General features: G+C 59.7%; 12 protein-coding genes. 5 read left to right on the top strand and 7 right to left on the bottom strand.

The window, feature by feature from the left end; all coding sequences use genetic code 11:
• Nucleotides 1–3 precede the first annotated feature (3 nt).
• Complete coding sequence (locus TU74_RS01595; RefSeq protein ID WP_048374702.1) at nucleotides 4–717, top strand: lipopolysaccharide kinase InaA family protein; 714 nt, start codon at nucleotides 4–6, stop codon at nucleotides 715–717.
• A complete protein-coding gene (locus tag TU74_RS01600) occupies nucleotides 717–944 on the top strand; it encodes a hypothetical protein (RefSeq protein ID WP_047278615.1) in 228 nt (75 codons plus the stop codon). Before TU74_RS01595 ends, TU74_RS01600 begins: the two co-directional genes overlap by 1 nt.
• 85 nt (nucleotides 945–1,029) lie before the next feature.
• On the opposite strand, the gene TU74_RS01605 is transcribed toward TU74_RS01600, so the two are convergent.
• The 7 genes from TU74_RS01605 to TU74_RS01635 all read right to left on the bottom strand — a co-directional run bounded on the left by TU74_RS01605 (nucleotide 1,030) and on the right by TU74_RS01635 (nucleotide 10,062).
• Nucleotides 1,030–2,127 (bottom strand): DUF1513 domain-containing protein, encoded by a 1,098-nt coding sequence (locus TU74_RS01605; RefSeq protein ID WP_048374705.1) that lies wholly within the window; start codon nucleotides 2,125–2,127, stop codon nucleotides 1,030–1,032.
• 14 nt (nucleotides 2,128–2,141) lie between these two features.
• A complete protein-coding gene (locus tag TU74_RS01610) occupies nucleotides 2,142–3,206 on the bottom strand; it encodes an imelysin family protein (RefSeq protein ID WP_047274198.1) in 1,065 nt (354 codons plus the stop codon).
• Nucleotides 3,207–3,232: 26 nt separating this feature from the next.
• Entirely contained in the window at nucleotides 3,233–4,654 is a 1,422-nt protein-coding gene (locus tag TU74_RS01615; protein WP_048374708.1) for a di-heme oxidoreductase family protein, read from the bottom strand.
• Nucleotides 4,655–4,820: 166 nt separating this feature from the next.
• The gene (locus TU74_RS01620) at nucleotides 4,821–6,167 is read right to left on the bottom strand and encodes an imelysin family protein (RefSeq protein ID WP_047274202.1); all 1,347 of its coding nucleotides are present in this window, start codon (nucleotides 6,165–6,167) and stop codon (nucleotides 4,821–4,823) included.
• 161 nt (nucleotides 6,168–6,328) lie between these two features.
• Nucleotides 6,329–8,380 (bottom strand): putative bifunctional diguanylate cyclase/phosphodiesterase, encoded by a 2,052-nt coding sequence (locus TU74_RS01625; protein ID WP_048374710.1) that lies wholly within the window; start codon nucleotides 8,378–8,380, stop codon nucleotides 6,329–6,331.
• Between the two features lie 264 nt (nucleotides 8,381–8,644).
• The gene (locus tag TU74_RS01630) at nucleotides 8,645–9,241 is read right to left on the bottom strand and encodes a superoxide dismutase (protein ID WP_047274206.1); all 597 of its coding nucleotides are present in this window, start codon (nucleotides 9,239–9,241) and stop codon (nucleotides 8,645–8,647) included.
• Between the two features lie 218 nt (nucleotides 9,242–9,459).
• Nucleotides 9,460–10,062, bottom strand: coding sequence for a LysE/ArgO family amino acid transporter (locus TU74_RS01635; RefSeq protein ID WP_047281151.1), 603 nt, complete (start codon nucleotides 10,060–10,062; stop codon nucleotides 9,460–9,462).
• A 110-nt stretch (nucleotides 10,063–10,172) separates the two neighbouring features.
• Between TU74_RS01635 and TU74_RS01640 the strand changes: the two genes are divergently transcribed.
• From TU74_RS01640 to TU74_RS01650, 3 genes are all read left to right on the top strand, one after another.
• Nucleotides 10,173–11,066, top strand: coding sequence for a LysR family transcriptional regulator ArgP (locus TU74_RS01640; protein ID WP_047274210.1), 894 nt, complete (start codon nucleotides 10,173–10,175; stop codon nucleotides 11,064–11,066).
• Nucleotides 11,067–11,117: 51 nt separating this feature from the next.
• A complete protein-coding gene (locus TU74_RS01645) occupies nucleotides 11,118–12,116 on the top strand; it encodes an NAD-dependent epimerase/dehydratase family protein (protein WP_048374712.1) in 999 nt (332 codons plus the stop codon).
• Between the two features lie 110 nt (nucleotides 12,117–12,226).
• A complete protein-coding gene (locus TU74_RS01650; RefSeq protein ID WP_048374715.1) occupies nucleotides 12,227–13,078 on the top strand; it encodes a hypothetical protein in 852 nt (283 codons plus the stop codon).
• The last annotated feature ends 4 nt before the right edge of the window (nucleotides 13,079–13,082 follow it).

Raw genomic sequence — 13,082 nt, forward strand, 5'->3', positions numbered from 1 at the left:
CTCATGACCGTTTTTTTTGTACAGCAACCCCCGATGTCCACTGAAGATTGCTTTGAACATTACTGGCGCCAGGAAGGTGAATGGGTTGAAGAACCCAACCGGCGGCGGGGCGGGGAGAGTGGCGTACAAAGGATTCATGAAGATGGCAAGTTGCTCTATGCCAAGCGTCAAGTGGGTCATATTTACCGCAGCTGGCGCTACCCACAGGGGCGCCCGACGGTGCTGCGCGAACGAGATGCCCTGCTCGGGTTGAGCGAACTGAAGGTGAACGTGCCGGAGTTGGTGTTTTGCGGCGCCAAACAGGCGCAAGACAAACAATGGCGTGCCTTGTTGGTCACATCGGCGCTGAACGGTTATATCGAAATTCAAGACTGGTACGCCGCCGGCGGTCGCGAGCAGTACGGCGAAGCGGTGCACGACCGGGTGCTTCAAGCCGTGGCACAGAACCTGGCGCGCATGCACTTGGGGCGCTGGCAGCACGGATGCCTTTATATCAAACACGTTTTTGTGCGGGTCACGGGCACAGAACAGGCCGTACAGGTCGATGCCGCGCTGCTGGATCTGGAGAAATGCAGGCAACGTCTGACGCCGTATAAAGCGGCTTCGCACGATCTGAAACAGTTACGACGCCATTCGTCGTGGAGCGATACCGACTGGCGCAAACTCATCTACTTTTACGAAACGGTGTTTGGCAGCGCCATCAAAGGTTTACGGTGATGAAGCGAGAAATTGCACGAGGTTTGTTTTTGCTGGCTGCACTGGCCATTGCGTCAGTGGCGCTGGCCGCCTGGGAGCAACCCAAGCCACAGGTATTGAGCGCCACCCTCAGTGGCAATCACTGCCCGTTGCCGAGGGTGGCCAAGGTTGAGAGCGTGGCCAAGCCCGATCACGACTTGCTGCTGTTCATGTTCGGTATGTCCCAGGGGTTACGTCCACAGAGTTGAAAACATGTCAGAGGCGTTCTATAGCAGTCGCCGGACCGACCCCCGGCGACGCGCTCCCACGGCAATTGCTAATCCGGCGTCTGCTTTACATCACGTGTAAATGGTTGTCCCAAAGCCCGGCTGGCAGATCCAGAGGTTGGGCAGTCAATTGCGGTTGTCGGCAATCATAGAACCGGCACCGGCCTTGCCCCGAGGTCACCACAAAACCGTCCTTCACCGCCGCTACACCCGCGCAATCCGCTAATGGCGCATCCAGGCGCACCGCGCCGCTGTCCAGATCCCAGACAAAAAACCGATTGCCCCTCGGCGCCGTCAATGCCACCAGCCGCAGATCACTGTGCACCGCGACGCTGGCCGTGTAATGGCCCATGGCGCGCAGCTGTTGTTCAGCCACAGGGAAAGGCTCGAAAGGCTGGCCCGGCCGTTTGATCGCCAATAACTCCGACAACTCGTGGGCATCGCCCATGAACTGCTGGCAGGCCACCACGGTGCCATCGCTGGCAATGCCCAAGTGCCGCACACTGTTCATCTGCTGGCTCAAGGTCTCTTTGCTCAGCAGGGTGCCGTCGCGTTGCATCAGTACCAGGCTGGGCTCCATGGCGTTGAGGTTCATCTCGACGCGGCTTTCGGCTTCGGTGCGAATGCCGCCGTTGGCCACCACCAGGGTTTCACCGTCCGGCATCCACGACACTTGGTGCGGGCCGACGCCATGGGTCGGGATCTCTCCACTGTGAATCAGGCGATCGCCTTCAAAGCGGTAAACCCCTAACAATCCGCGGCCCGGATCGGTCGTGTCGTTTTCAGTGGCGTAGAGCCATTCGCCGTCCTTGTGAATCACGGCATGGCCATAAAAGTGACGATTGGGCAGCGACGTGAGGGTTTGCAGCAACGCCCCGTCCGTGAGGCTGATGAGGTAGCTTTCGGTGCCTGGACGTCGGGCCACGAACAGCGCAATGGGCTGCGTCGGGTGGTTGATGATGTCGTGGCAGCGTTGCTTGACCTGGGTACTGAACACCTGGGTGCCGTCGAGCGTGTAGCCGACGGCGAAGTGATTGCCGTCGACGTCGTCACGGGCACTGAGCAACAGCGGGCTTTGGCCCTTCTGTTTGAACAGCGACCAGCCGCCCAGCGTGACGGCGCTGAGCAGTAAACCGCCAAGTTTCAAAGCTTGCCTGCGGATCATCGAACCTTCCTTCATTAATCGCCGTCGTTGGCGTTAAAGCCCAACTGGATGCCCAACGCTTTGGCCAGCTCGCCTTCGTGCAGGCGGTGAACCACGTTCAGGCTGTCGTAGATCGCATCCAGTTGAGCGCGGCCGGCGTCGTCAGCCAGCAGCTCATTGAGCGACCGGGTGTTGTCATTGAACAGTTTGAGCGAAGCGTCGTATGCCGCATCGATCTTGTCAGCCAGCGGTTTTTGATCGGCAGGCAGCAGGCCGCGCAGGCCCTTGTTGTCGACACCGACCCACACCGTCCGGGCAGCGGCGAGGCTGGCGGCCAGGCTTTTGAGCGACGACTCGCTGCGCCATGCGTCAGCCTGGAAGGGCTGCGGGATGCCTTTGCTCTGGCGGCCCATCGGCGTGCCGAGTTTTTTCTTCAGGGTGTCCAGTGCAGTGACCTGAACCCGCAGCAAGTCAGCGATGGCTTCGTGGGAGTCGGCATAGCGCTGGTTCGGGAACTTGGTCATTTGCGCCAGCATGCCGTCGGTGCTGTTCCAGCTCGCCAGAATGTCTTCGGCCAGTTGCTTCTGACGTTCGCCAATGGCGCTCAGCAGCGGGCAGTAACGGGCTTTGGTGGCCTCGTCAGCGAGGTCGATTTTGCTGTCGAACAGGATGTACTCATAAGCAGACAACCCCTGGACCACGACGCTCGATTTGGCCAGTGCGGCGGCATCAATTTGCGGTTGGGCGATGACCAGTTGCTCGACCTGACGGCCGACCAGATTTTTTTTGTCCGGCCAGAACTGGACTTGCCACGAACGGTTGCCTTCAGCCAGTGGCCCGATCAGCAAGGGTTGCAGTTCGGCCCAGGCTTTCTGTGCGTGCAGGTAATCGGCCCGCGCGGTGTCGAGCGTTTCCTTGCCCTGGCAATAGGCCAATGCACTGACGGCCAGTTGACGGTCGGCGTCTACCCAGCGGCTGTAGGTGGGCAGGATTACCTGTTTGGCGATCGCAGCCGAGGTAACCGCTTGCGGGTCCTGGGGGGCGCACGCGCCCAGGGCTAGCGCGGCAAGGCTGGTGAACAACAACTTGGGTCGAAACATGTCGGGGTCCCCGATCGTGTAGGCGTTTAAAGAGAATTCAGGAACGCCAGCAACGCAGCGCGCTGCTCGGCATTGAACTGTAAAACGTGCTGGCGCGCCGGCTCGGCTTCGCCGCCATGCCACAGCACGGCTTCGAGCAGATTGCGGGCGCGACCGTCATGCAAAAACTGGGTATGGCCGCTAACGTTTTGGGTCAAGCCGATCCCCCACAGCGGCGGCGTACGCCACTCGCGACCACTGGCGGCAAACTCGGTCCGGTGGTCGGCCAGGCCCTCGCCCATGTCGTGGAGCAGCAAGTCGCTGTAGGGGTGAATCACCTGATTGGCCAGTTCGGGCTCGGCGGCGTCGGGTGCGGTGGTGAAGGTGGGCGTATGGCACGCCACGCACTCGGCCTTGTAGAACAGGTTTTTCCCGGCCAGTACCTCGGGCGCCCCGACATCACGGCGTGCCGGCACGGCGAGGTTGCGGGTATAGAACTCCACGAGGCGCAAAATGTTGTCGCTGACTTCGGGTTCGCCGTCCGCGCCGTTGCCATTGGGCGCTTCAAGGCATGCCGTTTGGGCTTGGGTGCAATCATCGAAGGGTCTCAAAGACGTGGTGAGCCCCATATCACCAGAAAAGGCGTGAACATTTTGTTGATTGAGGTTCGGTTGACCGGCTTTCCAGCCAAATCGGCCCAACACCGTTTTTTGTTTCGCGTCATCCCAGACCCAATTGGGGCGCCCGGACACCCCGCCTGCGTTGTCGTCTTTGGCGTTGGCCAGGATCGCGGCTTCGGGGATGGCTTCGAGCAGCCCGAGGCCGATCATGGGCGGGGCAATGCGTGCCGAAAAACGGGTGTCCGGGTGCATCGGGCCATAGCCCAACTGGGTGATCTGCAAGGCTGGTTTGCGCAGCTCGACTTCGGTGCCGTCCTTGAACCGGACGGAAACCGGCTTGTAGTCGACGCGCACTTTGCCTTCCGGGACGACGCCGGGCACCGACATGTCCTGCAACTGGCCGCCATAGGTAGGCTCGGGAACAATACCGGCTTGCTCGATCAGGGTGGCAAACGTCGGGTCATCCGGGATCGACAGGCGTACCAGCATCGACACCGAGTTTTTCGCAGTGGGAGCGGGCGGATGGCCGCGACCGTCCTTGATATGGCAGTTCTGGCAGGCATTGGTATTGAACAGCGGGCCCAGGCCGTCGCGCGCGGTGGTGGTCGAGGGCGCGATCACCCATGGGCTGCGGAAGAAGCTGTTACCGACACTGAAATCCAGACGCCGGCTGGGTGCCAGATTGGCAGACGGTAAAGAAAAGGCGTTCTGGTCGGTTTTGCGCACCGTGGTGGCTCCCCCGGAGCGGGCTTCGCCAGGCTCGGGTTTGGTAAAGCGCGGGGCATCGTCACAACCGCCCAGGCCCAAGGCCACGAGCAGCAGCGACAGGCGAAGAAGCAACGAAGGCATCAGCGTCCAGTTCTACGAGCAAAATCGAGGGCACAAAGTCTAGCAGGGAAGGAGAATTGAAATAAGAGGAATTAGCGTTTGGTTTGACTTACGGCAGTCAAGGCGTCTCATCACGTGAAAAGGCGACCCGCAGGTCGCCTTTTGTCATGCGCACAGACGCAACGAATCAGAAATCGTGATCGGCGTTGTCCGGGTTCAGGTCGCTGATGCCCAGCTTGCCGGCGGCCTGTTCGATGGCGCCGGTCTGCTTGACCAGTGCGGCGATGGCATCACGCACCACCTGATTGCCCGATTCGTTACCTGCGGCGATCAGTTGGTCGTAGTGCTCGCCCTTGGCAGCGCGATCCACCATGACCTGAATCTTGGCTTCGGTGTCGGCCAGGTCGGATTTCAGCGTCGCGTCAGCCGCCGGGTCAACCACCACCACCAGCGAGGACAGGCTAGGGCCGGTCATCTTGGTGCCGTCGGCACGCAGGTACTCACCCAGGTAGACGTTACGGATGCCTTTGGCGTCGTAGAAGTGCGAGTAGTGGGTGTTGTCGCTGAAGCAGTCTTGCTCGTCTTCAGGGGAGTTGGCTTCCAGCGACACTTTCATGCGCTCGCCCGCCAGTTCGCCCAACGACAGGCTGCCCATGCCGAACAGCATTTTGCGCAGACCGTTTTGTACCGGCTCGGCTTCCAGCGAGGCGCGGTAGTTGTCCGGCACGTTGGGCGCCCAGTTGCCGACCATTTCGTCCAGGTCGTTGACCAGCAGTTGGGTCACGGCTTTGAGGTACGCGCGACGACGGTCGTTGTGGCCGCCGGTGGCGCCTTGGCCTTCCAGGTAGTCAGAGGCCGGACGGTTGCCCGCGCCAGGGCCGGTGCCGTTCAGGTCCTGACCCCACAGCAGGAATTCAATGGCGTGGTAGCCGGTGGCCACGTTGGCTTCCGAGCCGCCCAGTTCATTCAGGCTGGCCAGGACTTCAGGGGTGATTTCGGTGACGTCGACTTTGTCTTCGCCCACCTGGATCTGGGTATTGGCGATGATGTTGGCGTTGGCGCCCGGGTTGCCCAGTGCGTGAGCGTAGCTGGCGTCAACGTAGTCGATCAAGCCTTCGTCCAGTGGCCAGGCGTTCACCTGACCTTCCCAGTCGTCAATGATGGTGTTACCGAAGCGGAATACTTCGCTCTGCAGGTACGGCACACGCGCTTCAACCCACGCGGCCTTGGCGGCTTTCAGGGTGTCGTCATTGGGGTTGGCGAGGAAGGCATCGATGGCGGTTTGCAGTTTTTTCGCGGTGCTTTGCGCGTCGCTGTACACGGCGTGAACCATGTCGGCGTAATGGGCTACCACGGCTTTGGCGGCGGCTTCGTCGATTTTCACCGCGCTGATGTCAGCCGCCGGCGTTGCCTGAGTCGTTGCGGCGGCAGGGGCTGGAGCTGCTGTGTTTTTTTCTTGGTCTTTGTCGCCACAACCGGCGAGTGAAATAGCAATGGCCAGCAAACTGGCGGAGGCCAGAGGCAAACGAATCATGGCGAACATCCTGCTTCGAGAGGTGGGACACGTGTGCGAGTGCACAAAACGATGGCGACATGATGCGAAAGATTTGCATTTTGTGTAAAGGGTTAGCGTTGTAAATATTTCCTATTTACGTCTCTTTCACCCGGATACACCGCAAACCTTGAAACACGGATTTACATAATGGCGACATTGTTGCGCTGGCCCTGCTTCAGAAAAACGCTCAACTCGCGCGCTGGCAACGGTTTGCTGTACAGGTAACCCTGGCCTTCGTGGCAGCCTTCGTTGATGACATACGTTTCCTGCTCAAGGGTTTCGACACCTTCGGCAATCACCTGCATGCCCAGGCTTCTGCCGAGCTGAATGATGGCCCGCACGATGGTGGCATCGTCGTCGTCGTCGATCAGGTCTTGCACAAAGCTCTTGTCGATCTTGATCTTGTCCAGCGGCAGGCTCTTGAGGTAGCTGAGCGATGAATACCCGGTACCGAAGTCATCAATGGCGATCAGGGCACCGGAGCGGCGCAGGCTGAGCAGGTGTTGCGCGGCCGTGCTGATGTCTTCCATCAGGCCGGTTTCAGTGACTTCCAGTTCAAGGCTGCGGGGTGGCAAACGGTAGATTTGCAACAGGTTGTTGACCATTCGCGGCAAGTCCGCGTGGTGCAATTGCACGGTCGACAGATTGACCGCCATGCGCAGTTCGGTGAAACCCTGATCGTGCCATTCGCGCAATTGGCGGCAGGACTGATCCAGTACCCATTCCCCGATAGCAATAATGCTGCCGTTTTGCTCGGCCAGCGGGATAAACAAATCAGGCGGCACCATGCCGTGAACGGGGTGCTGCCAACGCAAGAGCGCCTCGACACCCACCACCTCATGGTCGCTGTAGCGGATCTGCGGCTGGTACACCATGTACAACTGATTGCTCAGCAGGGCGTCGCGCAAGTCTTTTTCCAGCTCACGCCGACGGCGCATCTCGGTGTCGACACTGGCGATGTAGAACTGATAACGGCTGCGCGAGCGTGACTTGGCCAAGGTCATGGTCTGTTCGGCTTTTTGCAGCAGTTTTTCGCTGGTGTCACCGTCTTCCGGGAACAGGGTAATGCCGACGGTGGCCCTCAGCCGGATGGATTGTTCGGCCAGCAGGAACGGGGTTTCCAGGTCGTCGAGAATGCACTGCGCCAACTCCGCGACCTGATAAGGCTGATCGATATCGGCCTGCACCAGCGCAAACTGATCACCCCCCAGGCGGGCAAGTGCCCCCAGCCGACCGCTGTGCGAGCGCAGGCGGTCAGCCAGGGCCATCAGCAGTTGGTCGCCGGTTTGATAACCGTGCTGTTCGTTGATGCTTTTGAAATCGTCCAGCCCCACGCACAACACCCCCACCCGGCGCTGCAAGCGACCGGCATCGAACAGGATCTTGGCGAGCTGGGTTTGCAATTGCTGGCGATTGGGCAGCCCGGTCAGAAAGTCGTACTGGGCCATGCGCAGCAAGGTGTTTTCAGCCTCATGGCGCAGGTGGGTATTGCGCTCGATGGAGGTCAGTAACTGGTTGGCCGTGTTGATCCAGATGCCCAGCTCGTTTTTCTCGTGGCCCTTGAGTAAAGGCAGCAAATGCTGGCTGGGGCGGTCCGGGTTGATGGTGCTCAGGTGCTCGATCATGCGTGACAGGGGCTTGGTCAGCAGCCAGTGGTAGATCAGGTACAGCACCAGCCCCATCAACAAGGCGCGCAAGACGCCTGAGATGAAAATAATCCCCGAATTGATCAAAAAACCGTCGCCATAGTTGGCGGTATCAAGGGTGATGGTCAGGTCGCCGTAGTACTCGCTATAAGGCCCGCGGCCCACCAGCGGGGTGACGAATGTCCGTTCCTTGTCCAGAAATACATCCGTCAGCCAGCGATTGGTGGCTTCTCGCAATGGCCTGGATTTTTCAGCCAGCGTGGTTTCTTTGGGATGGCCGATGGAGGCCTGACGCACCGCATCGTCCTGAAACAGGCCCTCGATGACCTGCATCGCCATCTCTCGGTCCAGGCTGTAGACGGCCTGAGTGGAGGGGTCGCGGAACATGTCGAGAATACGCTCGGCGTCGCTGTTGATCGACTGCCGGGTCTTGTAGGCGTCGAACACAATCTGCGCGCAGCTCAACACCACCCCGACGATCAGTGCCGACAGCAGCACGATCCGGAGCAACTTGACTGACAAGCTGTTTTTGAGTTCCAGCTTCAAAGAGCGCTTCCTTGTTTCTGGCGGATGATATCAAGTAGCCATGACTGTGGGTAATCCCTCGCGGACACTCTTCGCCTTTAAAACTTTAATACGGTAACGCTGTGCACACTGTGTCGGTCTGGCCTGTGCTGAACTTGAGCACCAAGCGAAGAAAATTTCTGTGGTGTGAGTCTAGCTCGCGTGAGCTTCGGGGCCAGCGACGTCGCAACTTTCGCGTGGCCAAAAAAAACCCGGCAATGCCGGGTTTTTTGTCTGGCGCCGTACTTAAGCGGTGAAGGTTTTGCCTTCGAACTGCTCAGCCACGAATGTCCAGTTAACGAGGTTCCAGAACGCTTCAACATACTTTGGACGTACGTTGCGGTAGTCGATGTAGTAAGCGTGTTCCCAAACGTCGCAGGTCAGCAGCGGGGTGTCGCCGCTGGTCAGCGGGTTGCCGGCGCCGATGGTGCTGGCCAGGGCCAGGGAACCGTCTGCTTTTTTCACCAGCCAGCCCCAGCCGGAACCGAAGGTGCCGATGGAGGTTTTGCTGAATTCTTCTTTGAACTTGTCGAACGAGCCGAACGAAGCGTTGATCGCGTCAGCCAGTGCGCCGGTTGGCTGGCCGCCACCGTTTGGCGTCATGCAGTTCCAGTAGAACGTGTGGTTCCACACTTGAGCTGCGTTGTTGAAGATGCCGCCCGAAGAGGTCTTGACGATCTCTTCCAGGGTTTTACCTTCGAATTCTGTACCTGGTACCAGGTTGTTCAGGTTCACGACGTAGGTGTTGTGGTGCTTGTCGTGGTGATATTCCAGGGTTTCTTTGGAGATGTGCGGCTGCAGGGCATCGTGTGCGTACGGCAGTGGCGGCAATTCGAAAGCCATGGTGATTCTCCTAATCAGGTCAGTTGCGATGAGCGCAAGGCCGATCACGGGCGGCCAAACACGCGCCGATGAGTTTTTTACTCTTTGCGGCGCAGGGGCAAGATCATAGCACCGGGGTGGCGGCTTAACCACGCAACAACTGTGTGGAATAGAGGTTCCAGCGCGATTGATGGAAAAAGTCGATGCGTTTCGTCTGGCAAGTATTTCCCGGTATTTAATCACCCGGCGACGATCAATTGCACCGCCACGGTGTACATCATCACCGCCACCAGCAAATCGAGCAGGCGCCAGGTGCCGGGACGTGCGAGCCACGGCGCCAGCCATGCAGCGCCGAGGGCCAGGGTGAAGAACCACAGCAGCGAAGCACTGGCGGCCCCGATCACATAAGCGCCCGGCACACTTTGTTGCGCGCCCAGCGAACCGATCAGCAGCACGGTATCGAGGTAGACGTGGGGGTTGAGCAGCGTAACCGCCAGTGCGCTGAGCATCACGGCTTTTAGCGAACGGGCGGTCTGGCCTGCCGATTGTTCAAGGCTTGAGTTGGCGAACGCACGGCGCAAGGCCTGCGTGCCGTACCACAGCAAAAACACCGCGCCCCCCCAGCGGGCAACGCTGAGCAGCACCGGGTTCTGCGCCAGGATCGTGGCCAGCCCAAACACCCCGGCCGCTACCAGCAGGGCATCACAGACCACACAAAAGGCGGCCACCGGTAAGTGATGTTCACGGCGCAGGCTTTGCGCCAGCACGAATGCATTTTGGGTGCCGATGGCCATAATCAGGCCGAACGCGACCAACAGACCGTTCAGGTAGCTTTGCCACATAAGAAGTACTCGTTGAACTACAGCGGGAGGAGAGGTGTGCTGCTGGCTATTCTCGGGGTATTAGCGGTATAAGAAAAACCAATATTGCTGATCGCTCATTAGGAAAACTGATGTTCGACTATAAATTACTCTCCGCCCTGGCGGCCGTGGTGGAACAAGCGGGATTTGAGCGTGCGGCGCAGGTGCTCGGGCTGTCACAATCGGCGATTTCGCAACGCATCAAATTGCTGGAGGCGCGCATCGGCCAGCCTGTGCTGGTGCGTGCCACGCCGCCCAGCCCGACCGAGATCGGTCGCCGCCTGCTGAACCATGTTCAACAGGTGCGTTTGCTGGAGCGCGATCTGCAAAGCGCAGTGCCTGCACTGGACGACGAGGGGCTGCCGGAACGTCTGCGCATCGCCTTGAATGCCGACAGCCTGGCGACCTGGTGGGCACCGGCCGTGGGGGATTTTTGCGCGGAGCACCATCTGCTGCTGGACTTGGTGGTAGAGGATCAGACCGTGGGCCTCAAACGCATGCGCGCCGGTGAAGTGGCCGCCTGTTTATGTGCCAGCGAACGGCCGGTGGCGGGGGCGCGCAGCGTGTTGCTGGGCGCCATGCGCTACCGGGCGCTGGCCAGCCCGGCATTCATTGCCCGGCACTTTGCCAGCGGTGTGAGCGCGGCGTTATTGCCCAAGGCCCCGGCGCTGGTGTTTGGCCCGGACGATTTCCTGCAGCATCGCTACCTGGCTTCGCTGGGAGTAGACGGTGTTTTTGAACACCACTTGTGCCCGTCTTCCGAAGGTTTTATCCGCCTGACCGAAGCAGGGCTGGGTTGGGGACTGGTGCCTGAATTGCAGGTACGCGAGCAACTTGAAAACGCAACACTGGTGGAGCTTGTGCCAGATAAACCCATCGACGTGCCACTGTACTGGCATCATTGGCGTAACGGTGGACAACTGCTGGGGCAACTGACCGAGCATTTATCGCGGTCAGCGTCACGCTGGTTAGTGCCTTTGGCCTGACATCAGACGTTTAAACAGCAGGCAGCACGCATAGAGTATTTGGAGCGATTGATGAAGATTCTGGTCACCGGCGCAAGCGGTTTCATTGGCGGACGCTTTGCGCGTTTTGCCCTGGAGCAGGGCTTTGACGTACGGGTCAGCGGGCGTCGTGCCGACGGTGTTGAACACCTTGTACGACGCGGGGCTGAGTTTATCCCGGGTGATTTGACCGATGGCTTGCTGGTGCGTGACCTGTGCGTCGATATCGACGCCGTGGTGCATTGCGCGGGCGCTGTCAGTGCCTGGGCGCGCGCGCAAGAGTTACAGCGCGACAATGTGCTGGTCACGGAAAACGTGGTCGAAGCCTGTTTGAAACAGCGGGTGCGCCGCTTGGTGCTCCTGTCCTCGGGGTCGCTGTATTTTGACGGCCGTTCACACGTGGGCCTGACAGAAGAACAGGTGCCCAAGCGCTTTAGCCACACGTATGCCGCGACCAAACACCTGGCCGAGCAAAAAGTCTTTGGTGCGCAGGAGTTCGGACTGGAAGTGATTGCCCTGCGCGCGCGCATGGTCACCGGCGCTGGCGACATGAGCCTGTTCCCGCGTCTGCTGCAACAACAGCGTAAAGGGCGTCTGGCGATCATAGGCAACGGCCTGAACAAAGTTGACTTCACCAGCGTGCAAAACCTCAACGAAGCGTTGCTCAGTGGTTTGTTGGCCACCGGCTCGGCCTTGGGCAAGGCCTACAACATCAGTAACGGCACGCCGATACCCTTCTGGGACGTGGTCAATTACGTGATGCGGCAAATGAACGTGGCTCAGGTCACGCGTTATCGGGGCTACGCCTCGGCCTACAGCATGAGTGCGCTCAGTGAAGTGGCCTGTACACTGTGGCCCGGTCAGCCCGAGCCAACTCGCACGCGCCTGCGCACCCAGGAAATGAGCAAAGACTTCACCCTCGACATCAGCCGCGCCCGGCATTATCTGGACTACGACCCCAAAGTCTCGCTATGGGCGGCGCTCGATGAATTCTGCGGCTGGTGGAAAGCCCAGGAGTCGCCTTACCGTTAACCCCCGTAATACCGATGAGCCTGACGAAGGTTCAAGGACGATCAGGGTGCGAGTCCGAGGTTTATACTCGCGCCATACAGCTTTCACTCAGGTTTTAAATAAGGTTTGCCATGCGTAACGATGCCCGCGACGACTTCGATGATGTCCCGACCCTACGAGCCACGGTCGATGACCATGATGAACAGCCCCTGGGCGCAGCAGCCCGCGAGCGCACCACGGTGTATTCGCGCGCCACGCCTGTGATCAAGGTCAAAGCACCCACCACCGGCCCGTTATGGGCCTTGCTCGGCGCCGTGCTGTTGGCGTTTGCCGGGTTGGCGTGGTGGAGCTTCCAGCAGCTGTCGATGATGGAACAGCAACTGGTGGCGACCCAGGAAAGTTTTGCCCGCATCAGCGAAGAAGCGGCAGGCCGGTTGCAGGCTATTTCCGGCAAGGTGGTGGCCAGCGAGTCCACGATCAACAGCGGCAGCGAAGCCTTGAAGTTGCAGATCAAGCAACTGGAAGAAAAACTCCTTGAACAACACCAGCAACAGCAAGGCGCGGTGGCCGGTCAGCAAGGTGAGCTGGACAAGCGCTTCGAGCAGATAAACGCGGCCCTGGTGGCCCAGGTCTCGGCGCAGCAGGCGAGCAACACCCAGTTAAGTACTGAGGTGAAAGCGTTGGGTACGGAACTGGCGACCCTCAAAGCCAGCGTGGCCGAGCAGGGCAAACTGGACGCGCAGCTCAAAAGCGTGAGCGCCGACGTGGCCACGCTGAAAAAGCAGGGCAATCCGGCCGCCGCCCTCCAGCGTCTGGAGCAGGATTTACTGGTGCTTAAAAGTGAACTGGAAACCCGCCCCGCAGCCGCCCCGGCCCAAGGCAGCACCGTGGAGTTTGACCTGTTCCGCGGGCAGGTGACGCGCAACATCAACACGTTGCAAAGTCAGATCCAGAACCTGCAAAAGCAGATCAGCGCCAAATAACCCA

The organism is Pseudomonas lundensis (assembly GCF_001042985.1).
Classification (GTDB): Bacteria; Pseudomonadota; Gammaproteobacteria; order Pseudomonadales; family Pseudomonadaceae; genus Aquipseudomonas; species Aquipseudomonas lundensis.

What these genes read in the sequence shown, in the direction of transcription:
- TU74_RS01640 (WP_047274210.1), top strand. Translation starts at nt 10,173, where the DNA reads ATGTTCGACTATAAATTACTCTCCGCCCTGGCGGCCGTGGTGGAACAA.
- TU74_RS01635 (WP_047281151.1), bottom strand. Translation starts at nt 10,062, where the DNA reads ATGTGGCAAAGCTACCTGAACGGTCTGTTGGTCGCGTTCGGCCTGATT.
- TU74_RS01630 (WP_047274206.1), bottom strand. Translation starts at nt 9,241, where the DNA reads ATGGCTTTCGAATTGCCGCCACTGCCGTACGCACACGATGCCCTGCAG.
- TU74_RS01620 (WP_047274202.1), bottom strand. Translation starts at nt 6,167, where the DNA reads ATGATTCGTTTGCCTCTGGCCTCCGCCAGTTTGCTGGCCATTGCTATT.
- TU74_RS01600 (WP_047278615.1), top strand. Translation starts at nt 717, where the DNA reads ATGAAGCGAGAAATTGCACGAGGTTTGTTTTTGCTGGCTGCACTGGCC.
- TU74_RS01645 (WP_048374712.1), top strand. Translation starts at nt 11,118, where the DNA reads ATGAAGATTCTGGTCACCGGCGCAAGCGGTTTCATTGGCGGACGCTTT.
- TU74_RS01595 (WP_048374702.1), top strand. Translation starts at nt 4, where the DNA reads ATGACCGTTTTTTTTGTACAGCAACCCCCGATGTCCACTGAAGATTGC.
- TU74_RS01610 (WP_047274198.1), bottom strand. Translation starts at nt 3,206, where the DNA reads ATGTTTCGACCCAAGTTGTTGTTCACCAGCCTTGCCGCGCTAGCCCTG.
- TU74_RS01650 (WP_048374715.1), top strand. Translation starts at nt 12,227, where the DNA reads ATGCGTAACGATGCCCGCGACGACTTCGATGATGTCCCGACCCTACGA.
- TU74_RS01615 (WP_048374708.1), bottom strand. Translation starts at nt 4,654, where the DNA reads ATGCCTTCGTTGCTTCTTCGCCTGTCGCTGCTGCTCGTGGCCTTGGGC.
- TU74_RS01605 (WP_048374705.1), bottom strand. Translation starts at nt 2,127, where the DNA reads ATGATCCGCAGGCAAGCTTTGAAACTTGGCGGTTTACTGCTCAGCGCC.